Source organism: Micromonospora cynarisoli, from assembly GCF_030518815.1.
Taxonomy (GTDB): domain Bacteria; phylum Actinomycetota; class Actinomycetes; order Mycobacteriales; family Micromonosporaceae; genus Micromonospora; species Micromonospora wenchangensis.
The window spans coordinates 382,311-404,862 of record NZ_CP130426.1 but is presented as its reverse complement, the minus strand read 5'-3'; the positions used below and the strand labels follow the sequence as shown (position 1 = coordinate 404,862).

Genomic DNA, 22,552 nt, shown 5'->3' with positions numbered 1-22,552 from the left:
GGCACCCCGGGAGGAGACCGGGTGGCAGTCGCCGTGTCGCGATTCCGCTACGCTGCGTCACACGATGCCCGGTAGGTGAAGGAACCGGGGCACCGCCGCGCTGCCGACCCGGGTCCGACGCCCGGTCGCCGTCCAGCGCTCGTGGCAGCGGAGCAGCGAGGTCAGCGCGAGGTCGTCGAAGCGACTACGCCTGCGCAGCGGCTCCTCGGCGTCGAGTTCCCGCAGCAGCAGGCGGCCGGGCCGGTCGTGCTGCGGTGGTGTCGCCTCCAGCACCGTGAAACGGGTGCCGGGCAGGAAGACCACCCGGTCGGCGGCACGCTGGTCGTCCGCCGGCTCCAGCAGCCGGGTCCGGCGGGCGGTCATCGACCAGAGCAGCACCTCCACGTTGCCCGGGAGGTTCGTCGGCGGTTCGGTCACCGCGTGGGTGAACCCCCAGTCCGTCAGCGTCTCCCGCGCGGCGACCTCCCGCAGGTCATCGGCGGAGAGCGTGACCCACAGGCAGGCGGCCCCCCGGTGCGGGGGTAGTCGGGCCACCCCGGCCGCCACGCACCTGGCGAAGCGGACCGCGTCACCCGTCGACCCGGATCGCAGCGCGTCGTCCACGGGCCCGCCCGTCCCCGACAGGTAGAGGCGGACGGCGACGGTGTCGACCACCGGGTCGCCGCCCTCGTGCAGGCGGGGTTGCTCGGCGAGCAGCCGGGAGACCGCGTTGGCGGCGGCGGTGAACTCCTGGCTGAACCGCCGTCGCAGCCAGGAGCGTTCCGCGTCGAGCCCCGCCGGGGTGGGCAGGCCCTGCGCGTCCGGCGTGGGCGTGGCCTGGAACCGCAGGGGTTGCCGGGCGGCGTCGGACGGGTGGGCCCCGGTCGGCGCCGTGGACCCGGTCGGCACCTCGACCAGGGTGGGCACGGCGTTCGGTGGTTCCGGTTCCGTGACGGGGGCCGCCACGAGCGCGGCGGCCGGAGCGCGCCCGCCCGCCGCCCGGGCATCAGGCGTCGACGGCGGCACCCGGGACGGGGGGCAGGGGCCGGCGACGGCGGGCGCCCCGGCGGACGGCGGGGCCGCCTCGACCGGCCCGACTGCCAGGTCCGCGGCCGTGAAGCGGTGGGTCAGTCCGTCACCGAGGTTGCCGTCGGCGCGGCCGGTGTGCTGCGCCCGCCGCCCGGTCGCCACCGCCGACGCGAGGTGCAGGGTGCAGCGGTCACGGGTGGCCGGGTCGAGCCGGGCGGCCAGGTCCTCGGCGAGTTCCCGCAGGCGGGCGACCCGGGAGGGGACCGTGTCGTCGACGATGAGGGCGTGCCGGGCGGGGTCGGCCGGGTGCGCCCGGACCGGGCCGGCGGTGCGCGGCGTGTCCTCGGCGCGGACCCACAGCCCGGACTGGACGATCTCGACGACCGCGTCCGTGGCGTAGCGGAAGCTCAGCGGGCCGATCGGGTCGCCGAGCAGCGCCGGGGCCCGGTGGCTGAGAATCCGGGGCGGCGTGGCCGCGGCACCGGGCGTGCGACGCGGGGTGTACCGGAGTTCCCGGGCGAGGACCTGCCAGCCCGGGCGACCGTCCGGGGTGACGGTGCGCATCCGGGTGCGGTCCGGTCGTCCGACGGGGATGCCGCCGAAGCAGACCACTGGCGATTCCAGCACGTCCGCCAGCCGTTGGCCGAGCGTCTCGCCGGCCGGCAGGTCGACCGGCCCGTACTGCACGAACCGGGCCTGTCGCCGGCCGTCCGGGTCGAGGCTCCGCCAGAATCGCGCGACGTCGTCGACGGCCAGGGGCGGCGTGCCGGGGCACCCGAGGACCACCGTCATCGCGTCGGGCTGGCACGGCAGCGCCGACACCAGCCAGCGCCAGCGATCATTGGTCACCTGCGGGTCGCGGGTGTCGCGGATCCAGACCCCGCCGGGGAGCGGCTCGACGGCACCGACGGCACTGGTCGCCCGGAACGGTCCGGTTGCGGCGTCCCACGCCGGGGCGGGATAGCGTCGGGACTCCCACACCGGTGCCCGGCCCGGGCGGTAGCGCACCCAGCCGCTGCCGTCGGCGGCACCCACCATCAGGGTTCCGTCCGCCGCGCGGATGGTCGGTCCGTGCGGTGTGACGACCGGGCGGCGCAGCCGGTCGCAGAGCCACTGCGCGGCGAGGGCGCCGGTGTCGGTGGATGCCCCGCAGACGATGAGCCGGATGCCGCGCCGCTGTCGTCGCAGCGTCGTGGCGACCGACCGCCAGGCGCCGATCGGCAGTTCGTCGTGGAGGTCGAGGACGACGATGTCGTTCTCGGTGTCACCGGCGACCGCCAGGGCCAGTGACCGGGCCGCCGCACCGATGCGTTCGTGGGCGTGCAGGACGAGCGCGTTGCCGACCTGGTGCCGGTGCATTCCCACCGGTTCCTCGCCGCGCGGGGAGCGGGTGATCCTCATTCGCTTCGTCCTCACCACGCCCGGCGGTGCCGGTCAGTAGAGATTGATCTCGACCGCGCCCATCTCCTGGCGGGCCAGGTCGGCCGCGTTGGCCGCGGCGGCGCGGATCGACTGGGCGATCGCGTCCTGCAGGGCCGTCACGTCGCGGGTGTCGAACACGGTGGGGCTGACCTGTACGGCTTTGAGCTGCCCGAGGCCGCTGGCCAGCACGACCACGGCACCGTCGGCGGAGCGGCCGGTGACCAGCGCCTGCCCGAGGCTGGCCTGGGCGCGGCGCAGCCGCTGCTCGAAGGCGCGTCCGGCCTCGATCATCTCCTCGCGGGTGGGCTGCTGCGGCATGGTGTCTCCTCTCAGCCGACCGCGGCGAGGCCGCCGTGGTGGCGGGCCGCCTGGGTGGCCGGATCGGTGCGGCTGACCAGACCGGTGACGTCGGCCAGCGCGAGGGTGCGGGACCCGGTGGCCCGGCTCAGGCTCCGGGAGAGCAGGTGGGCGGCGCGTACGGTCCGCTCGGGTGCGCGGGCGGCCAGTTCGGTGAGCGCGGCCCGGACGTCCTCGGGGATCTCGTGACCACGGCGGACCAGATGCCGGGCTACCACCTCGGCGAGTTCGGTGACGGTGAGTTCCGGGATGTTCCACTCCTGGCCGAACAGTTCGCCGAGACCGGGCACGGCGGCCCTGAGCCGGGCGAGCGCGGTCGGCTCGGCGAGCAGGACGACGACCGGGTCGCCCGCCCCGGGACGCAGCTGCCCGATCAGCGTGTCGACGGTCTCCGCTGCGGCACCGGTGCCGTCGTCCACGTAGTCGATCATGAGGATGCCGCCCGCGGCGTCCTGGAGCGCGCCCCGCAGCAGGCTGTGGGTCTGCCCCGGCCACTCGGGGGCGAGGTGCTCGGCGGTCGAGACCCGCACCAGTTGGCCGACCGGGACGAGGTCCAGTTCGGACAGGGCGGCGGCGTAGTGCCTGACGACTTCGCTGCGGCCGCTGCCGGGCACCCCGCAGACCAGGGCGTTGCCGTGTCGGCCGTAGGAGCGGCGGCGGTTGCGCAACTCGCAGAGCTGGAGCAGGGTCGCTCCGATCGCGGCACGGGCGTCGGTCGCGCCGACCAGTTGGCCGATCCGCTGCCAGCTCCGGGCGGCGTCGATCGCCCCGGCCGGGTTCCGGCTCGGGTCGGGCTGGGGGTTCTGTTCCACCGGAAGGTCGGCCAGCAGGTCCAGCTCGGGGGCGAGGTCATCGGCGGTCAGCCGGTTGATCTGCGCGTCCTTGGTCGGCGGGGTGGCCGCCAGCCGGGACGCCTGATTGTTGATCATGGCTTCGAACAGTTTGCGGGCAACCCGGCCGTTGCCGAACGTCGAGGTCCTCGGAACCCGCTCGAAGTAGGCGGTCAGTCCCGCGACGGCGTCGTCGGTCAGCTCGAAGTAGTGCTTGCGGCACAGGTTCGAGGTGATGGTGACCAGTTCGTCGACGGAGTAGTTCGGAAACTCGACGGTCCGGGTGAACCGGGAGGCCAGGCCGGGGTTGGAGGCCAGGAACTGCTCCATCAGCTCCGAGTACCCGGCCACGATCACCACCAGTTCGTCGCGCTGGTCCTCCATGATCTTCATCAGCGCGTCGATCGCCTCCTGGCCGAAGTCCGGGCCCGACCCGCCGGAGCCGGCCGACAGCGTGTACGCCTCGTCGATGAAGAGCACCCCACCGATCGCCTTGGTGACCAACTCGGTGGTCTTGATCGCGGTCGAGCCGATGTACTGGCCGACCAGGTCAGCCCGGGCCGCCTCGATCATGTGCCCCTTGGCCAGGATGCCCAGTTCGGCCAGGACCGCCCCGTAGAGCCGGGCGACCGTGGTCTTGCCGGTGCCGGGCGGGCCGGCGAAGACCAGGTGCCGGCTCATCGGCGGCATCGGCAGGCCCATCCGCTGCCGGACCTGGGCCATCTTGATCAGGTTGATCAGCGCGGTGACCTCCTGCTTCACCCCGCGCAGACCGATCAGGCCGTTGAGTTCCCGCAACGGTCCGCTCAGCTCGCCGTCCGCCGCCACCTCCGGATCGCCGGCCGGGGCCGCGCCCGGTTCGTATCCCGAGCCGACCGGGGCCGGGGAGGTGGGCGTCACCGGCCTGACGGCCCGTCCGGTGGTCAGCGCGGTGACGGTGAGGGTGGCGTCGTCGGCCTGCCGGATGTCGTCGCCGCCACTGTCCCGGGCGACGCAGTTGCTGATCGACACCGGCTCGGCGGTGTCCACGTCGAAACCGGTGGCACCACTGTCCAGCACCTCGCAGTCGGTGAAGGTGCCCCGGGAGCCGCGTTCCAGCCGTACCCCCGCCTGGCGGGCCCGGCGGACCCGCACCCGGTGGGCGGTCACCGCGCCGGTCGCGCCGACCTGGAGGCCGTCACCCGCCACGTCGACGAACTCGGTGTCCTGTAGGCGCAGGTCCGCGTGGTCGGTCACCCGTATCCCGACGCCGTCGAGCACCGCGGACCGCAGCGCCAGCGACGCGCCCGAACCGATCAGGACGCAGGTCGCCGCCGTACCGCTGAACCGGGCGTCGCGGACGGTGCCGCGCGCCGACTCGCGCAGCTCCAGCGCGACGGCACCGGCCGCGTCGACGACCAGGTCGGTGCCGTCGAGGCCGGCACCGTCGGTGACCAGCAGCCCGGACCCGCCGGTGACGGCGAGCCGCAACTGCCGCACGGTCATCGTCGCCGCGCCGGTCACCACCGCCGCCCGCTCGCCGGTGTCCCGGATCGTCATCGTCTCGAAGTGGGGCGCGCTCCGGTCCTCGACGGTCACCCCGACCGGCGAGTCGGCGAAGACGCAGTCGGTGAACGTCGGCTTCGCCTCCCCGGTGACATGGGCGGCGCTGCGCCCGGCCGCGCCGAACGTGCAGCCCCGGAACGTCGGGGCGGCACCGCCGGCGACGTGGACGGACTGCAGGAGCGCGCCGGTGAACTCGGAATCCGTGACGACCACGTCGACTTCGCCGCGCACGAACACGTCGACGTTCGCGCTCCCCCGCACCCGCAGGCGGTTGATCCGGGCGTGCCCGCGCTGGTCCACCACGAGCGCCGGTTTGCCGGCGTCGGTGATCTCACAGTGCTCGGCGACGAGCCGGCCGTCACCGTTGACGCAGATGCTGTTCGCGCCGGTCCGCTCCACCGTGCAGCGGCGCAGCGTCAGCGACCCCCGGTCGCTGATCACGACTCCGGAGGTGGCGGCGTCACGGATCACGGTGTCCTCGACCGTGCTCGTGCCCGGCGCGGTCACCACGATCGCGGCACCCGTGGTGGAACTGATCTCGCAGTTGCGCAGCGCGATCGTCCCGTCCAGCCGGGCCAGCAGGGTCACCCAGGCGGCACCGGTCACCCGGCAGCCGTCCAGGGCCGCCTCACCTGCGTACGCGTCGACCGCGGCCAGTTTCGGATCGGCGCTCGACAGCGCGATCCCCCGCACCTGCGCGCCGTCGCCGTGCACGGCCAGGACGCTGCCCTCCTGCGCGTGCACCTCGACGAGGGCACCCGGGGCGGCGGCGACGGTGATCCGGTGACCGACGACGAGCTGTTCGGTGTACCGGCCGGTGTGGACGGTGATGGTGGCGCCCGGTTCCGCGCGGGCCACGGCCGCGCCGATCGTGGCGAACGCGCCGGGTTGTCCGCCGCCCACGGTCAGGACCTGTCGGGTCATCTCGGGATCACCCCTTCTTCCCGGCCGGCGGGCCGACGAGACCGGGCAGCGTGCCGAAGCGGCCGGTCGAGGCGGCCCCGATCCGCGTGCGGGGGTCCGCGCCCGCCCACCTGTCGACGCTGCGACGCAGGGACGTGACGGCCAGGTCGTCGAGTGACAACCGCTTGCGGTCGACGCGGCCGTCGTCGTCGATCTCGGTGGCGCCGATCTCGCGGAGCAGGATCGCGCCGCGCCGCCCACCGTCCGGTGGCGTCGCCTCCAGGATCTTGAAGTGGGTACCCGGCAGGAACACCACCCGGTCCTCGACGTGCTCGTCGCCCTCCGGTTCCAGCAGGGCGGTGCGGCGGGCGGTCATCGACCAGACCAGCACGTCGGTGTCGCCGTCCTGACCGGCGCAGGGCGCGGACAGCACGGCGACGAAACTCCAGTCGGTGACCAGTCGCCGCTCCCGGTACAGCCGCCACTCGTCGGTGGTCGGCGAGGTGCGGACGATGGTGCTGCCCCGAAACGACGGCAGCCGGGACAGGCCGGAGACCGCGCAGCGGGCGAGCGGGACGTGTGGACCGATCGCGCCTGAGCGCAGGCCGGTGTCGATGCCGGCACCCCGGCGGGTCAGGAACAGCCGGGTCGCCACCGAGTCGACCAGGACGTCGTCCGCGCTGCTGTCGCCGCCGGCCTTCATGCCGGGGTGCTCCGACATGATCCGGGAGACCGAGCTGGCCATGGCGTCGAAGTCCCGGCTGAGGGAACGGCGCACCCAGGCCCGTTCCTCGGCCAGGCCGTGCGCGGGCAGCAGGGCGGCGGCGTCGGGCCGTACCACCGGCTGGAGCCGCACACCGGACGTCGGGCCTCCCGCCGTCGGTTCAGGTGTGCGCACCGGCTCCACCGACCCGCCCGCGTCCGCCGGCCCGCCCACGCTCGTCGGCCCCGCCACGCCAGTCGTCTGCGGTGCGGTCGCGACGGACGGCGCGGGAGCGGAAGGCGCAGCGGGCGGCGCGGGAGGGGGCAGTGGGACGGGCGCGGAGGACGGTAGCGTCGGGTCCGTCGCGGTCGCCGGGCCCGGACGCCCGGCGACGGGACCGTCGATCGTCGACTCGGTCGGGATCTCGACCGGAGCCGGCGGAGCGACGGGCGCAGCCGGGGCCACCCGAGCCACGGGCACCCCCGGGGCCACGGGAGCGACCGGCGCCCCGGGAGCCGGCGGCGCCACAGGAGCCGACGGGGTCACGGGAGCCGACGGGGCCACAGGAGCCGACGGCGCCACAGGAGCCGACGGGGCCGGCGGGGTCACGGGAGAGGGCAGGGCCACGGGGGCCGGCGCGGTCTCGGGAGCCGGGGCGGGCGCCGGAACCGGCGGGGCGGGCCGGACCGCAGGAACGGCCAGGACCGCGGACACGGGCAGCGACGCCGGAGCGGGGGTGGACACCCGGATGCCGGGGGCCGCCGGTGGGGCCGGGGACAGGTCGATCGGCCCGGGGACGGCCGTGATGCCGACTGTCGGAATCTCCGTCGCCGCCTCCGGCGCGGGCGCGGCACCGGCCACCGGCGCGGGTGGCGACGCCGTCGTCAGGGTCGCCGCCGCGTGGCCGCCCGGCAGCTGTCCGGGCACCAGCACCGACGCCGGGAACAGCGCGTGGGGTTGTCCCATGGCCCGGTCGATCCGGGCCGCCAGGTCGGTGGCGAGTTCCCGCATCCGCGCCGTCCGCTTCGACTCGGTGTCGTCGAAGATCATGGTGATGCCCCCGGGGTCCAGCGGCGTCGCCCGGACCCGTTCCGCGTTGCCCGGTTCGTCCGCCGGGCGGATCCAGAGCCCGGCCTCGATCACCTCGACCACCGCGTCCGGCGCGTACCAGTACACCCGGGGCTCGATCTCCTCGGTCCACCGCAGCGGGCCACGGTGGCTGAGCAGCATCGGCCGGCGGGCCAGCGAGTGGGGGTGCACCCGGGGCGAGTAGCCGAGTTCCTGGGCGAAGGGCGGCCAGCCGAGGACGCCGTCGGCGCGTACGGTGCGGATCTCGAACCGGCCGGGCGCGCCGATCGGGACGCCCGGGTAGCAGACGACCCGGGCGCCGAGCTGGTCGGCGAGCGTCTGGCCGAACGACTCCCCCTGCGGCATGCGTACCTCGCCGTACTGCACGAACCGGGTGCGTAGCCGGTTGTCCGGATCCAGGTCCCGCCAGAACCGGACCACGTCGTCGAGGGAGAGCGGTTCGGTGCCCGGGCAGCCGAGCAGGACGGTCATCGTGTCCGGCTGGCACGGCAGGTCCGCGACGAGGCGGCCCCGGTGCGCGGCGACGACCTCGGGTGTCCGTACGTCGTGGATCCACACCCCGCCGGGCAGGGGTTCGATCTCGCCGGTGGAGCTGGAGGCCCGGCGTTCGGTGGCGGCCGTGTCCCACAGTGGCGTCGGATACCGTTTGGCGTCCCAGGCGGGAGGGCGGCCGGGCCGGAACCGCACCCAGCCGCTGCCCGGCTTCGAGTGCACGAACAGCGCGCCGGCCGATCCCCGGACCAGATCGCCGTCGGGTGCGATGACCGTCCGGTTCAGCCGTTCCGACAGCCACTGCCCGGCCATCGCCGCCGTGTCGCTGCGTTGCCCGCAGGCGACCAGCCGGATACCGCGCCGCCGTCGGGGCAGGACGACCGCCATCGACTCCCAGGAGCCGATCGGGATGCCGCTGCCCAGGTCCAGCACGACGAGGTCGTTGTCGCCGTCGGCCGCGACGGAGAGGGCGAGCGACTGGGCCTCGCCGCTGATCTCGTCCGGGTGGTGCAGGACGAGCGCGTTGCCGACGGTGTGCTGCACCACGTCGCCGGGCGCGCTCCGCCCGCCACGCAACAGATTCCGGATGGATGCCATGGACGCGCTACCCCCTAGCAGGACCGTTGACGGCCGTACGGCTGAGCACCGGGCCCTGCGGCATGGCCGCGAGCAGGCCCTTCGGGAACGGGACGGCGGCCGAGGCGGCGAGTTTCAGGGAGGCGACGGCGTCCGGGCCGGCGAGCCGGTACGCGATGCCCGCATCCGAGATCAGCACCGTCTCGGCGACGGGTCGCGTCCGGGGCACCGGGGTCACCGTCATGCCGGACCCGGGTTCGGCGACCACCATGGGTGTGCCGTCGTCGAAGATGCCTGCGACGTACCGTTCGGCCAGCACCACCTCGGTGGTCACCGTCTCACCGAACGGTCGTTGCCGCAGGCAGAGCACCCGGCGGCCGGGGTCGTGCCAGCGGTGCCCGGTCAGGTCGGGCAGCCGCTCGGTCAGCGTCCGGTCGGCCGAGCGGGGCGCGGCGACGACGTCGGCCGCGGCCAGGGTCACCGGTGTGCCGCCGCGCACCGTGGCGAGGGCGAACTCCATCCGGTTGACGGGTGCCAGCCCGTCGGCGCGGAGCACGAAGAGTTGTTCCGTCCCGGTGGTGGGCTGCTGTCGGAACAGGGTGCCCACCGTACGGACCCGTCCGCCGATGCGGGGCCCGGGGGTGCCCGCGCCGGGGATCGTGGCGGGGCCGAGCGTGACGCCGGTCGGCACCTCGTCGAGCCAGGCGGCCGGGGCGGCGGCCGCCCGCGCGTTGGCGGCGCCGAGGGCGACCAGCACCGACTCGTCGGCCACCGGGAACTTGAACGGGCCGGCGAGCACGTAGGTGACCCGGTCCGGTCCGCGTACCACCGTGAAGGCGTCGTCGGCGACCGGGGTGGCGGGGGCGTGCGGGTCGAGGTTCATGCCGAGCCGTGCGCCGGGCCGGTCCACCACCGATCCGGGCAGGCAGGCCAGCCACGGGCCCCGGACGAGCGCGTCGGCGGGCGGAACGGACTGCGGCGCGTCGACGATGCCGATCTCGGGGCCGCGTGGCAGGTCCTTGAGGGAGTTGCGCGAGATGAGCTTCACCGTGGCGGCCGGCCCCTGCAGCAGCATGGCGGAGGTCAGGTTCGGCGTGGGGTGGAGCACGCCGTCGCGGTAGACGTACCGCACGCCGCTCTCCTTCTCGACCAGGATCGCGCCGGCCTGCCGGTAGGCCCGGCTGCCGCCGGGCACGATCCAGCCGTAGACCGCGAATCCGCCGCCGACCAGGAGCACCACGATGATCCCGATCAGCAGGCCGGTCAGCGCCCGCTGGCCGGGGATCTGCGCGCTCGTCGGCTCACCCTGCACGAGCGCCGAGCTGAGCCGTCCGGTCATGAAGCTGTGGGCGTGCACGTGGTCGCGTTGGGTCTGCATCGCGGGCTACCCGAAGAGCCCGCGGGCCCAGGCGTAGCCGCCGAGGACCTGCGCCAGGATCGGCAGTACGGCCACGCCGGTGGCGACGTCGAAGAAGGTCGCCGCGTACTCCCAGAAGGGCAGCATCCGCCGGGGCCAGGGGCGCAGCGCCGCCAGCACCAGCGGGACCAGCAGTGCGACCAACGCGCTGAGCAGCACCCACCGCCAGGCGGGTGACAGCAGGTCGGCAAGCTTCGTGATCACCATGAGGTAGCCGACGGTACCGGCGGCGACGAGCGGGCAACGCTGCCACAGACCGAGGAAGGTACGCGAGCGCAACAGGATTGCACTGGCGACCACCAGCACGAAGCTCCACCCGGCCCAGCCGGGTACACCCATCGTGAGGTGGAACAGCGCCGGTAGCACCAGCGCCGCCGTGACCATCGCACCCGTGAGGTAGGTGTCCGCGTCGTCGGTGCGCCGGTGGACCTGCTCGGAGGGGACGGGTTCGATGTCGTACGACATGTCCTCGCTGCTCTTGGGCAGTTGCGGACCGCGTAGTCGGGAGAGTTTCACCGCCAGCCGGGGGGCCAGCACGATCACCACGAAGATGGCCAGGACGGCGATCGCGGCGGCTCGTGGCATGCTCATCCCGCTGCCGTCGCGGATCAGCAGCACCACCGTGGTGACCAGGCCGGTCAACCCGGCCACCAGCAGCGGCGGCAACGGCAGGTGGGGTGCGACGGTCCGTTGCGCGAGCAGCAGGAGCGCGGCGACGGTGAGGACGGTGACGGCGGCGGCGAGGACGGCCGCGCCGGTCACCGCGATGCGTTCCGGGTCGCCGTCGACCGCGCCGGCGGCGGCGACCGCCGCGAAGCCTGCCGCCCCGCCGCCGAAGAGCAGCGAGAACGCGCCGTCGGTGAGTCGGCGGCCACAGGCCACCGCCGTGGCCAGGAACGCCGCGGCCAGTACGACACCGGCCACGACCTGCGGCAGGGCCGGGCCGTGCGCGGTGAGCACGGTGGCGACGACGCCCATGAGGACGACCGACAGGGCGAGGAACAGGACCCGGCGGTACTCGGGCTGCCACCGGTCGGGGCGGCGGTTGACGGCGGTGGCGATCCCGTCGGCGAGGTCGTCGAAGTCGAGTTCCGGCAGCGGGTCCCGGGCGGGGCGCAGGTGCAGTTCCTCCCCTTCGAGCCAGTCCAGGCTCTCCGGGGTGCCGGCCAGTTCGAACGGCGTCTGGCCGAGACGTTGCAACACCCAGGCCGGATCCGTTTCGGGGCGCTGGGCGCCCTCCGTGGTCTGCTGCACCAGCAGGGGCAACAGGGTGGCCACCGTGGTGGTCGCCGGGACCGCCAGGTCGACCCTGCGGGCCGGGCCGACCACGGTGACCCGGCAGAGTTCGGCGCTGAGCGTGGCGCTCACGGTGCTGGCCTTTCGGTCGCGACTGCGGGGCTCGCAAGCTCACTCCTCGCGCTCACCCGTACCGGCCCTTCGTTCGCGACTGCGGGGCTCGCAAGCTCACTCCTCGCGCTCACCCGTACCGGCCCTTCGTTCGCGACTGCGGGGCTCGCAAGCTCACTCCTCGCGCTCACCAGTCCCTCCTTCCTCATGTGACGTGTCCGGTCTGGATCAGCTTGACGCTGCGCCGGGTGACGAGTTGGGCGCGGCCGGGCGGCAGCCTGCGGGGTGCCGCCTCGCCGAGGAACTTGCCCTCTTCCTTCGGGTACGACAGCAGCGTGGCCGGGGTGCCGAGTTCCCACATCCGGCGCAGGACCGGGTCCATCATGGCCCGCATGGCGCCCGACGTGCTCCGCGCGATGATCACGTGCAGTCCGATGGAGACGCCCTGGGCCAGCAGTGGCAGCACCGGTTCGAGCGCGGAGCCCACGCCGGTGGAGCGGGTCATCAGGTCGTAGTCGTCGACGATGACGAACAGCTCCGGTCCCTCCCACCAGTCGCGTCGGCGCATCCGCTCGGAGGAGATCTCCGGGCCGGGCACCCGGCGGTTCATCGAGACGCTGGTCTGTCCGGCCAGTTCGTGGAGCCGGTCGCCGGTGAAGCCGAAGCCGACCTGGTAGTCGGGGGTGATCGCGGTGTCGAGGTCACGTCGTGAGTCGCCGAGGACGACCTTCGCCCCCTCGGGTGGGTAGTGCTGCTGGATCGCCCGCAGCACCAGCCGCAGCAGGTTCGACTTGCCTGTCTCGTTGTCGCCGAAGACCAGCAGGTGCGGGGTGGTCAGGAAGTCGTGCCACACCGGGGCCAGCCGTTGCTCGTCGCGGCCGAGACACACCCGGAACGCCGGTTCCGGCGCGGGCAGGCTCTCCACCGGCAGTTGGGTGGGCAGCATCCGGACGCCCGGGGCCGGTGGTCCGTTCCAGAACGTGCCGATCTCCTCGACCGTCGACTTGGTCGCCTCGGCGAGGTCGTCGACGCCGGAGCTGCCGTCCATCCGGGGCAGCGCGCCGAGGAAGTGCAGGCCCCCGCTGGTCAGGCCCCGGCCGGGCTGGTGGGGCACGGTGGCGGCCTTGCGTGAGCCCACGTCGGACTCCATCGAGTCGGCGAGCCGCAGTTCCAGCCGGGTGCCGAGCAGGTCCCGCAGCCAGGTGCGCAGTTCCGACCAGCGGGTGGTGGAGATGATCACGTGGATGCCGAACGACAACCCCCGGGAGACCAGTTCCTGGAAGCGCGTCTCCAGGTCGCTGAAGTCCTGCTTCATGGTGTACCAGCCGTCGACGACCAGGAACACGTGCCCGTACGGGTCGTCGATCTCCCCCCGGGCGCGGGCCGCCAGGTAGGTGGTGACCGAGTCGAGGCCACGGTTGGCGAACTCGTACTCGCGACGTTCCATCACCTGCCAGACCTCCTCGATGGTCCGGACCACCCGGTCGCGTTCCATCCGGGTCGCGATGGAGCCGATGTGCGGCAGCCCGGCGATCGAGGCGAGCCCGCCGCCGCCGAAGTCGAGCCCGTAGAACTGCACCTCGCGCGGGGTGTTGGTGAGTGCCAGCCCGAGGATCAGGCTGCGCAGCAGGGCCGACTTGCCGCTCTGCGGCGCACCGGCGATGCCGACGTGCCCGTCCGCCCCGCCCAGGTCGATGGTGAGCAGTTCGCGGAGCTGGTCGGCGGGACGGTCGACGATGCCGACCGGCACCCGGAGCCGGCCCTGCGCGGCCGGGTCGTCCACCGTCATGCCGCGCCGCGGGTCCGGCACGACGCTGGGCAGCAGCGTGTCCAGGCTGGGTGGGGTCGACAGGGGTGGCAGCCACACCTGGCGGGCCGGTGGGCCGGTTCCGGCGATCCGGTTGATCAGCACCTCGACCAGGCTCGGTCCGGGGGTGCTCTCGGTCTCGTCCGGCTCGCTCTCGGCGACCGGGTCGGTGGTCCGGGCGCGGCCCGGGTCGTGCCGGACGGCGACCTGCCCGGTGGTGAACGGGACGACCTCGGCGGTGATCCGTTCGTCCTCGTCGGTGCCGCTGGACAGCCCGCTGCCCCGGTACGGCCCGGACACGTAGGCCGACTTGAAGCGCACCAGGTTCGTGGTGTCGATCTTCAGGTAGCCGTTGCCGGGCTCGGGCGGCAGCTCGTAGGCGCGACCGACGCCGATGACCGAGCGGGACTCCATGCTGGAGAAGGTCCGCAGCGCGAGCCGGTACGACAGGTGGCCCTCGACCCGGTTGATCCGGCCCTCGTCGAGCCGCTGCGAGGCGAGCAGCAGGTGCACGCCGAGCGACCGGCCGAGTCGGCCGATCGAGACGAACAGGTCCATGAACTCGCTCTTGCTCGACAGCAGCTCGCTGAACTCGTCCACGATGATCAGCAGGACCGGGAACGGCATCAGCTGGGCGCCGGCGGCCCGCGCCTTCTCGTAGTCGAACAGTGAGGTGTACCCGCTGGCCCGCAGCACCTCCTGGCGGCGGGTCAGCTCCCCGTTGAGGGTGTCCTGCATCCGGTCCACGAGCGGCAGCTCGTCGGCGAGGTTGGTGATCACGGCCGAGGTGTGCGGCAGTTTCTCCATGCCGAGGAAGGTCGCCCCGCCCTTGAAGTCGACGAGCACCAGGTTGAGGATCTCCGAGGAGTGGGTGGCGGCCAGCGCGCAGACCAGGGTCCGCAGCAGTTCGCTCTTGCCCGATCCGGTCGCGCCGATCAGCAGTCCGTGCGGTCCCATGCCGCCCTGCGCGGACTCCTTGAGGTCCAGCTCGATGACCTCGCCGCCCTCGGTGACACCGATCGGGACGGTGAGCCGGTTGCGTTGCGGCGCGCGGGTGCGCCACAGCGCGGCGACGTCGAAGGTGTGCGCGTCGTGGATGCCGAGCAGGGTGGTCAGTTCGAAGTCGCTCTCCAGCGGTTCCTCGACCACGTCGAGGGTGCCGCTGGTCCGTTTGGGGGCGATGATGCGGGCCAGCGCCTCGCACTCGGTGACGCCGAGCCCGTCGCGCACCGCGGAGCCGGTGGTGTCCCCGGCGGGGAACGTCACCTGCGGCCCGTCCAGGGTCAACCGCAGCACCCGGGGCCCGCCCGGCATCCGACCGGTCAGGTCCAGCACCACGACGTTGCGGATGCCCGCGCCGAGCAGCCGCGAGCTGTCCGGCAGGTCCGCCAGGTGCGCGACGATCACCACGAACGGTTCGGTGGACGAGGGTCGCGCCTCCCGGTCGTGGTCGCCCCGGTCGGTGATCTCCGTGCCGAGCAGGTCCATCAGTTCCTCGTGGCCGCCGGCGAACATCCGCACCGGGCCGGCGGCGTCGAACGCGGTCGGGTGGGCGTTGTGCGGCAGCCACTTGATCCAGTTCCACGGGTCCCGGTGAACCTCCGGGGCCAGCACCGCCACCCGCAGTTCGTCCGGCGCGTGCAGGGTGACCAGCGCGGCCACCATCGCCCGGACCAGGTCGACGGCCGCACCGGCGTCACCGGCGAACTCGATGCTGGTGAAGCTGCGCAGGCCCACCGAGGTGGGCACGCCGGAGACCATCCGGTACGCCTCGGAGAAGCGGCGCAACGAGATGGAGGCCAGCGGTTCGAGGTCCTCGATCGGTTTGGTCTGCGGCGGGAGGAACCGCAGCATCGCGTTCTGCCGGCCGAGCCCGATCCGGACCCGGGCGAAGTCCTCGTGGCTGGGCCGCCGTTCCCACAGCCGGCTGCTCATCGCCGTCGACCAGAGCCAGTCCGGCTGCGGGTTGTTCCAGATCACCGCCTGCCGTTGCTGCTCGGCGGCCTTGCGCGCCTGGCGGCGCAGCTGGGCGATGTAGCGCAGGAAGTCGCGGCGTTCGCCGCGCATCTGGCGTTTACGGTCGGCTGCCGCCCGGCCGATCTGCACCACGCCCATGACGAGCATGCCCACGGCCATCGCGCCGCCCATCACGTACAGCACCGGGGCCCGGTTGTAGAGGCCGAACATGGCCATCATCGCGCCCATGCCGAGGCCCATCGGCACGATCATGGCGAACGACCGGAAGTCCAGCGGCGCCTCCTCCGCCATCAGCGGCGGTTCCTGCAGCTCCACCTCCCCGTCCGGGGTCTCCGGGCCGGGGGCGCGGGGCGGACGTTTGACCGTGACCGTGCTCATGCCGGTCCCCCGTCGCGGCTCATCCGAGCACCCCCGTCCCCGCGCCGCCGCCACCCCAGGCCGAGTCGTCCTGCCGGAGCAGCCCGACCGCGTAACGGTCCCTGCGCGGCCGTTCGGCGGCGAGCGGGTCGTCGTCCTCGTCGGTCGGCTTCGGGGGGCGGCGTCGGGCGGCCTTGCGCGCCTCGGTCTGCTCCCGCTCGCGGGCGGCCTCGTCCATGGCCCGCTGCTTCTCGCGCATCAGGTCGAGGCGTTGGGCGGCGGTGTACTCCGGGCCGCCGCACATCGCCGGCCGGGCACCGCCGGACGGCGACGCCCCGGGCCGTTCCCGTTTCCACGCCCGCAGGGGCGTCGGTTCGGGCTGGTCAGCCATCGGTCGTCCGCTCCTCACGCTCGTCGTCGTGCAGCCACCACGCGTCCCCGTAGTCGTCCCAGGCGGACGTCCCGGCGTTCGCTGCGACCGGCTGGACGATCACCACCCGGTGCTCGTCCACAGGTGGTTCGACGCCGGTCCAGGTGGGCTCCTCCTCGTGGAGCAGTCGGGCCGCGTCCGGACGCTCGACAGGTGTCGGTTCCTCGTCCCGGTGGCCGACGGGCGGCACGGGCGCGGCCGGGACGGTGGTGACCGGGTCGGCCCCGACCACCGGGGTGTCGGCCTCGACGACGGCGACGGCGGGTGCGTCCTGCGTCCGCCACTCCTGCGCCGTCGCCCCGGCCGGGTCCACCACCCCGGGTCCCGGTTCGGGTTCCCGGTCCCGTCCGCCGGGCGGCGGCCCGGACCGCGATGGCGTCGTCGGCGTGCGGGGTGGGGTCGGCGTGTGGGGTGGGGTCGGCGCGGTGGGCACCGGGAGGACGACCGGCACCGGCGGTTCGGCGGGTCCGGGGCCGCCCTGGAGCCCGGTGCCACCGGCGGCGGCACCGTCGGGGGCGGACGGCAGGTCGGTCCCCTCCGTGGGCGGCAGCCAGTCGGTCGGATCACCGTCGACCAACCCACCCGCATCCGGACGGTCCGGCGTACCACCGCCACCGGGACCCGGGGAACCCGGCGACCCGGGCGAACCCGGAGGCGGCACCGGCACCCCACCCGGTCCCGTCGCGGCCGGCGGCTGCTGCACCGGCGACGGCCCGACGGGCGGCTGCTGCACCCGGGGGTCCCGCAGGCCGACACCGCCGGCGGCGGCACCGTCGGGGGCGGACGGCAGGTCGGTCCCCTCCGTGGGCGGCAGCCAGTCGGTCGGATCACCGTCGACCAACCCACCCGCATCCGGACGGTCCGGCGTACCACCGCCACCGGAGCCCGGGGAACCCGGCGACCCGGGCGAACCAGGAGGCGGCACCGGCACCCCACCCGGTCCCACCGCACCCGGCGGCGGACTGATCCCCGGTTCCCTGACGCCGCCGGGGTTGGCGCCGCCGGGGGCGGACGGGTCGCCGGGTAAGGGGACGGTGGGGGTCCAGTCGTCCTGGTCGCCTTCGACCAGTCCGGCGGCGTCGGGGCGTTCCGCCGACGACCCGCCGCCCGGTCCGCCGCCCGGCGATCCGGGCGTCCCCGGCATCGGCGCGGCGGGTGGCGGATTGCCCGTGGGCAGGCCGGGGGGCGCTGGCGCGGCGGGCGGCACGTCGATCCCGCCCGGCGGGGTCGACGTGCCGGGCGGGTTCACGCCGCCCGGGACACCGCCGCCGGCTCCGGGAGCGCCCGGCAGGTCCACGCCGCCGGGGCCGTTCGGTGGAGCGCTGACCGCGGGCGGGACCACCGGCCGGTTCGGGCCACCGGGCGTCCCGCCGGGACCGTTCGGCGGGGCGCTGACCGCAGGCGGGACCACCGGCCGGTTGGGGCTGCCGGGCGGCCCTGCGGGCACGTTCGGTGGGGCGTTGACCACGGGTGGGACCACCGGCCGGTTCGGGTCACCTGGCGTTCGGCCGGGACCGTTCGGCGGGGCGTTGAGCCCCGGCGGGGCCACCGGCGGGTTGGGGCTGCCGGGCGTCCGGCCCGGGCCGTTCGGCGGGGCGCTGACCGCAGGTGGGACCACCTGCCGGTTCGGGCCGCCACCCGGGTTGCCGCCGCCCGGCGGGCCCGGCACCACAGGTGGGATGACGCCGCCCGACCCGCCACCGCCACCCGGCCCGTTGCCGAGACCGGGTGGGGCGCTGACACCCGGCGGGTTGTCGACCCGGCTTTCGAGGCCGGGTAGTCCGCCGGGTGGACCGGAGGTGACCGGAGGGGCGAGGGGCGGGCCGTCGGGTCCGGAGCCGGGTGGGTCGACGCCCAGGCCGTCGGGCGGAGGCACGGCGGGGACCTCGGCCAGGGCCGGGGGAGGCGGCTCGGCGACGGGCGGCGGCACCGCGTCCGGTGGTGGCGGCACGTCGCTCGGCGGCGGTACGGACGGCGGCGGGGGCGGGGTCACCTCGACCGGCGGCGGCGGTTCGTACGGCGGTGGGGTGGGCGGGTCCGGCGGTGGGGTCGGCTCGGCCGGTGGGGTCGGCGGCTCGGGACCGAGGCTGCCGTCGCCGTCGGGCCCGCTGACGGAGCCGTAGCGTAGCCGCGCGTACTGCTTCGCCAGGGTCTGTGCGACCTGGAGCATCTGGTCGGTCATCGGGCGGGCGAAGCGGGTCGAGCTGATCGCCACGTTGCCGCCGCCGGTGTGGTTGGCGCCGTCGGCGGCGGCGATCTGCGCCCAGGACACGTCGAGGTAGTCGACCTGTTCCTGGGCCCACTTCAGGTAGCTGGCGTTCAGCATCAACTGGTACGGCACGCTCGACGTCTCGGGCATGCCGGCGCCGCCGAGCAGCCGATCGGCCTGACTGCCGAGGAAGTCACCGAGGTAGTCCATCTTGGCCAGGAAGGCCCGGGCCGCCGTGCCCTGCCAGGGTTTCTCCTCACCGGCGATGGCGTGCGAGTGGACGCTGACGAACGTCTCCAGCCAGTGCAGCAGGTTGTACGCCTCCTGGAAGGCGTTGGCGGCGTCGATCAGGCTCTGGGGGTTGACCAGCGACGCGGCGTACTCGCGGCCGGCGTCGCTCTCGATCGCCGAGCCGCCCTTGATCGCCGCCTTGATCCGACGCCACCCGGGCGGGTCCATCCGCGCCCAGGTCTCCAGGTCGTTGACGTCCTCGATCGAGGTGTTCGGCGGAGGAAAGGTCGCCTGCTTGTCGACGGAGTTGGTCCAGTCTTCCGAGTCTGTGTCTGCCATGCCCTGCACCAAGCTCCTGAGTCGAATTCGAGGACGCCGACGTACGGCACACCGGGACGCCCCGACCGGGCGCGGTGCCTACTTCTCCCCGTCGCCCGAACCCTTGCCGCTGTCCGAGCCGTCCCCGTCGTTTCCGCCGCTGCCGCCCTCACCCGAGGAGCTGCCGTTGCCGAAGTCGCCGATGTCGTTGATGTTTCCCCAGGAGTCGCCCATCGCCTTGCTGAACTCCTCCTCGGTCAGCGCGTTGAACTCGGCGGTCTTCTCCTCGAAGTCCTTTCCGGTGCGCGCGTTGCCGTCCTCGGTCTTCTCGTAGGAGTCCGCCACCGCGAGCAGGTCCAGGCGCAGGGTGTAGAGCGTCTGGTGGACCTTCTCCATCAGGCCCTGGGTGTCGCCGATCAGGCCGACGCCCTCGCCGCCCCCGTGGACCTTGCGGCGCATGATCTCGGCCACGGCGAACTTGCCGGGCAGCACGTCGAGGTCGCCGAGCTTGTCGCCGACGGTGAGCATGAGGCTGCCGCCCCTGCCGTTCGGGTTGTCGAAGAGTTCGCCGATGGAGTTGGCGAAGTGTCGGATGGCCTCGGTGCTGACCTTGAGGTCGCCGTCCTTGTTGTCGCCTCCGGTGTACGCCTTGACGTCCGGGGTGTCGATCTTCCCGTCGATGTCGAGCTTGTCGGACTCGGAGAACTCGTCCCACGTGACGGACTTCTCGTCGGGGACGTCGTTGTCCTTGAAGTCCTTGACGACGTCGTCCCAGTTGTCGACGACCTCGTCGCGGTACCAGTCGTAGGCGGCCCGTTCCTCCGCCGTGTAGTCCGACCAGTCGATGTGGTTCACCCGGCTGCTGCTCGACAGGTAGTCGGACTGAACCCGGTCGATGACCGCCTGGATCCACCCGTCCGGGTGTTTCTTCGCGAAGCCGTCGATCTCACCGTTGTTGAACTTGTCGAGGATGCCGATGTAATCGATGGCCTTGTCGTTGGGATAGCCGAACTCGATGGAAGCCATCCGTCACTACCTTTCACGGCAGACAGGGAGGAGAGGGTGCCCGGAGCGTGCCGGCTGCCGGGGGCACCAGCCCGGCAGCCGGCAGGTGCTCAGCCGCCGCGGACGTCGTTCCAGATCTTGGCGTGCCGCTGTTCGGTGGTGCCGTAGTTGTCGGAGATCCGCAGCAGCGTCTGGCGGGCCTGCTCCAGGTGGACAGTCATCTGGCCGGCGGCGCCGCGCCATTCGGCCTTGGCCGCGTAGTAGGCGCTGCGCGCGTCACCGGTCCAGTCCTGGAGGCTCCGCTCGACCTGGCGCTCCATCTCGTCGAGCGCGTTGGAGATGCGGCCGTTGATCTGGTTCATGTCGTGGAGGGTGGCGTCGGCCTGGTTGAAGTCGAACCGGTAGTTGGACACCGTCGGTCCTTTCGCTGAGAGGGTGGACGGGTCAGACGCCGGGCAGTGCCGCGCCGAACGACTGGGCGGTCTGCGATGCCTCGTCCTCGGTGTTGCGGTAGCCGGCGGTCGTGACACCCATCACGTCCAGCATGTGCAGCAACTGGTTGATGACGGTCTGGAAGGACCGCTCCCAGTTGTCCATCGCCTGGTTGAAGTTGTTCGAGGCCGTGCCGTGCCAGCTCGCCTGGAGGGCGGCCATCTCCGTGTTGACGCTGCGGAGATGACCCGTGAACTCCTGGGCCTTGGCGGCGAACTCGTTGGCAGCCGCCTGCATGCCCGGGTCGGTGGTCTGCACCGTCGGCATGGTCACAACGACACTCCTTTCGTCGTACGTCCAGGGGTGACGACGTCGAACCAGCTGTGCTCGGCGTCCGCCGTGCCGAAGATCCTGGTGATCACCCCGGCCCGGCAAGCTCCGTGCGGGGCCCATGTCCGAATGACAGGCGACTCTGCCCCGTTCACCCCCGGACGCCCCACGGCGCGTGCCGGTGACCAGCCCGCAGCCGTGCGGTAGGGAAGGAACTCCTGCACGTTCGTGCCCGACCCGCGCCGTTGCCCTTCCGTCCCCGGTCACGGCGGCCCTGTACTGGATCTCTCGTGTAAGGGGGGTCGGACCGGTGAACGTGGATGATCGCGTCGAGGAGTTGTTCGCGGAGTACGCACGTCAGCGCAACAACCTGAGTGACCTTCAGCAACGGATGAGCACGGTGCAGGGCTCCGCCACCTCGCCCCGGCAGGAGGTGACGGTCACGGTGGGACAGAACGGCGTCCTGACCGAGATCGCCTTCCCGACCGGCGCCTACCGACGGATGACCCCGACCGAGTTGCAGGCCACCATCCTGCAGACCTTCGCCGAGGCGAAGGAGAAGGTGATGACGCAGGCGGCGGAGCTGATCGCGCCGCTGCTGCCACCGGGTATGGACGCGGCCAAGATGGTACGCGGTGAGGCCGGTCCCGACATGTACCTACCGCCCGGCGGCCCCCGGATGACCAGCGGTGTCCGCGCCCTGCTCGGCCTCGACCCGGAACAGCCGTGAGCCACCCGAACGGTTCCCTCTGGGTCGACCCCGAGGGCGTCATCGCGGTCGGCGACTCGTACCTGCAACACATCGAACGCTACGACGAGTGCCTGCGTCAGCTGGGGCTGCTCCGGGCGCGGTACGGACTCGCCTGGGGCGACGACGACCTGGGCAACGAGTTCCAGAAGCGCTTCGACGCCACCATGGACGGTGTCCAGGGCAGCCTCCTCGGCGTCCGGGCCTTCCTGGAGTACGCGGCGGTCGGACTGCACGCCAGCGGCGAGGGCTACCGGCAGGCGGACGAGGACGCGGCCCAGGCGGGACGGCGGGTCGCCGGCGAGTTCGCGCACCTTCCCGCGTCGTTCGCGGCGGCGGGACCCGGCGAGGACCCGTCGGGGCCCACGCAGCTCACACCGACCCACGGCCTCATGGCCTTCGCGGTCGACCCCCCGGTCCCGGGTGGGCCCGAGCAGCTCACCCCCACCCACGGCTTCGTCGCCGCCCGGACCCCACCGGCCGGGGACGCCCCGCACGCGGACGAGCCCATCCCGCTCAAGCCGGTCACCTCGTTCGCCCCGCGCTACACCCCGCCCACCCCGCTCGAACCAGTCACCTCGTTCGCCCCGCTCACCCCCCTCGAACCAGTCACCTCGCCCGCACCGCAGAGCGCCCTGTTCACCCCGCTCGAACCGCAGTCCGCCCCGCTCACCCCGCTCACCCCCGCGATCTCGACCTTCCGGTCGTACGACACCGCCGGGTTGCTCATCGAGGGCGTGCCGGTTCCGCCGGGCTACCAGTTGCAGGCGGTGACCACGTTCGCCGACGGCACCTCACGGATCGACGCCAGTCACTACGATTCGATCGTGCCGTTGGGCGGTCGGCGGCCGACCACCGCCGACGGCCAACCCGTCGACCCCGGCGACGGCCAGTTCTTCCTGGTCAAGCGCAAGGAAGATGTCGATGCCGAGATCAGCGCGCCCGACCACCGTCCACTGTTGATCAGTTACGGCCCGGACGGATCAGCGACGCCGATGACCGGGTATCCCGGCTGACGC

General features: G+C 73.3%; 14 protein-coding genes. 2 read left to right on the top strand and 12 right to left on the bottom strand.

Going from position 1 to position 22,552, the window contains the following annotated elements; all coding sequences use genetic code 11:
• Positions 1 to 57: 57 nt before the first annotated feature.
• The 12 genes from Q2K16_RS01350 to Q2K16_RS01295 all read right to left on the bottom strand — a co-directional run bounded on the left by Q2K16_RS01350 (position 58) and on the right by Q2K16_RS01295 (position 20,788).
• A complete protein-coding gene (locus Q2K16_RS01350) occupies positions 58 to 2,409 on the bottom strand; it encodes a hypothetical protein (protein ID WP_302743093.1) in 2,352 nt (783 codons plus the stop codon).
• Between the two features lie 33 nt (positions 2,410 to 2,442).
• Positions 2,443 to 2,748 (bottom strand): YbaB/EbfC family nucleoid-associated protein, encoded by a 306-nt coding sequence (locus Q2K16_RS01345; RefSeq protein ID WP_302743091.1) that lies wholly within the window; start codon positions 2,746 to 2,748, stop codon positions 2,443 to 2,445.
• An 11-nt stretch (positions 2,749 to 2,759) separates the two neighbouring features.
• Positions 2,760 to 6,086 (bottom strand): right-handed parallel beta-helix repeat-containing protein, encoded by a 3,327-nt coding sequence (locus tag Q2K16_RS01340; RefSeq protein WP_302743089.1) that lies wholly within the window; start codon positions 6,084 to 6,086, stop codon positions 2,760 to 2,762.
• Positions 6,087 to 6,093: 7 nt separating this feature from the next.
• Positions 6,094 to 8,946, bottom strand: coding sequence for a hypothetical protein (locus tag Q2K16_RS01335; RefSeq protein WP_302743087.1), 2,853 nt, complete (start codon positions 8,944 to 8,946; stop codon positions 6,094 to 6,096).
• Between the two features lie 7 nt (positions 8,947 to 8,953).
• Entirely contained in the window at positions 8,954 to 10,303 is a 1,350-nt protein-coding gene (gene eccB / locus Q2K16_RS01330) for a type VII secretion protein EccB (protein ID WP_302743085.1), read from the bottom strand.
• 6 nt (positions 10,304 to 10,309) lie between these two features.
• Complete coding sequence (gene eccD / locus Q2K16_RS01325; protein ID WP_302743083.1) at positions 10,310 to 11,710, bottom strand: type VII secretion integral membrane protein EccD; 1,401 nt, start codon at positions 11,708 to 11,710, stop codon at positions 10,310 to 10,312.
• A gap of 184 nt (positions 11,711 to 11,894) precedes the next feature.
• The gene (eccCa, locus tag Q2K16_RS01320) at positions 11,895 to 15,851 is read right to left on the bottom strand and encodes a type VII secretion protein EccCa (protein WP_302743081.1); all 3,957 of its coding nucleotides are present in this window, start codon (positions 15,849 to 15,851) and stop codon (positions 11,895 to 11,897) included.
• Between the two features lie 19 nt (positions 15,852 to 15,870).
• The gene (locus Q2K16_RS01315; protein ID WP_302743079.1) at positions 15,871 to 16,221 is read right to left on the bottom strand and encodes a hypothetical protein; all 351 of its coding nucleotides are present in this window, start codon (positions 16,219 to 16,221) and stop codon (positions 15,871 to 15,873) included.
• Positions 16,214 to 19,039, bottom strand: a complete 2,826-nt coding sequence (locus Q2K16_RS01310) for a hypothetical protein (protein WP_302743077.1) — start codon at positions 19,037 to 19,039, stop codon at positions 16,214 to 16,216. Before Q2K16_RS01310 ends, Q2K16_RS01315 begins: the two co-directional genes overlap by 8 nt.
• Before the next feature lie 78 nt (positions 19,040 to 19,117).
• Positions 19,118 to 20,044: a hypothetical protein gene (locus Q2K16_RS01305; protein ID WP_302743075.1), complete on the bottom strand. Its 927-nt coding sequence runs from the start codon at positions 20,042 to 20,044 to the stop codon at positions 19,118 to 19,120.
• A gap of 89 nt (positions 20,045 to 20,133) precedes the next feature.
• Entirely contained in the window at positions 20,134 to 20,436 is a 303-nt protein-coding gene (locus Q2K16_RS01300) for a WXG100 family type VII secretion target (protein ID WP_302743073.1), read from the bottom strand.
• 31 nt (positions 20,437 to 20,467) lie between these two features.
• On the bottom strand, positions 20,468 to 20,788 hold the full coding sequence (locus Q2K16_RS01295; protein ID WP_368052534.1) for a WXG100 family type VII secretion target: 321 nt from the start codon (positions 20,786 to 20,788) through the stop codon (positions 20,468 to 20,470).
• Positions 20,789 to 21,095: 307 nt separating this feature from the next.
• Here Q2K16_RS01295 and Q2K16_RS01290 point away from each other — a divergent pair, with 307 nt between their 5' ends.
• Together Q2K16_RS01290 and Q2K16_RS01285 are read left to right on the top strand one after the other, a co-directional pair.
• Entirely contained in the window at positions 21,096 to 21,515 is a 420-nt protein-coding gene (locus Q2K16_RS01290; protein ID WP_302743071.1) for a YbaB/EbfC family nucleoid-associated protein, read from the top strand.
• Positions 21,512 to 22,549, top strand: a complete 1,038-nt coding sequence (locus Q2K16_RS01285; protein ID WP_302743069.1) for a WXG100 family type VII secretion target — start codon at positions 21,512 to 21,514, stop codon at positions 22,547 to 22,549. Before Q2K16_RS01290 ends, Q2K16_RS01285 begins: the two co-directional genes overlap by 4 nt.
• Positions 22,550 to 22,552: the final 3 nt, after the last annotated feature.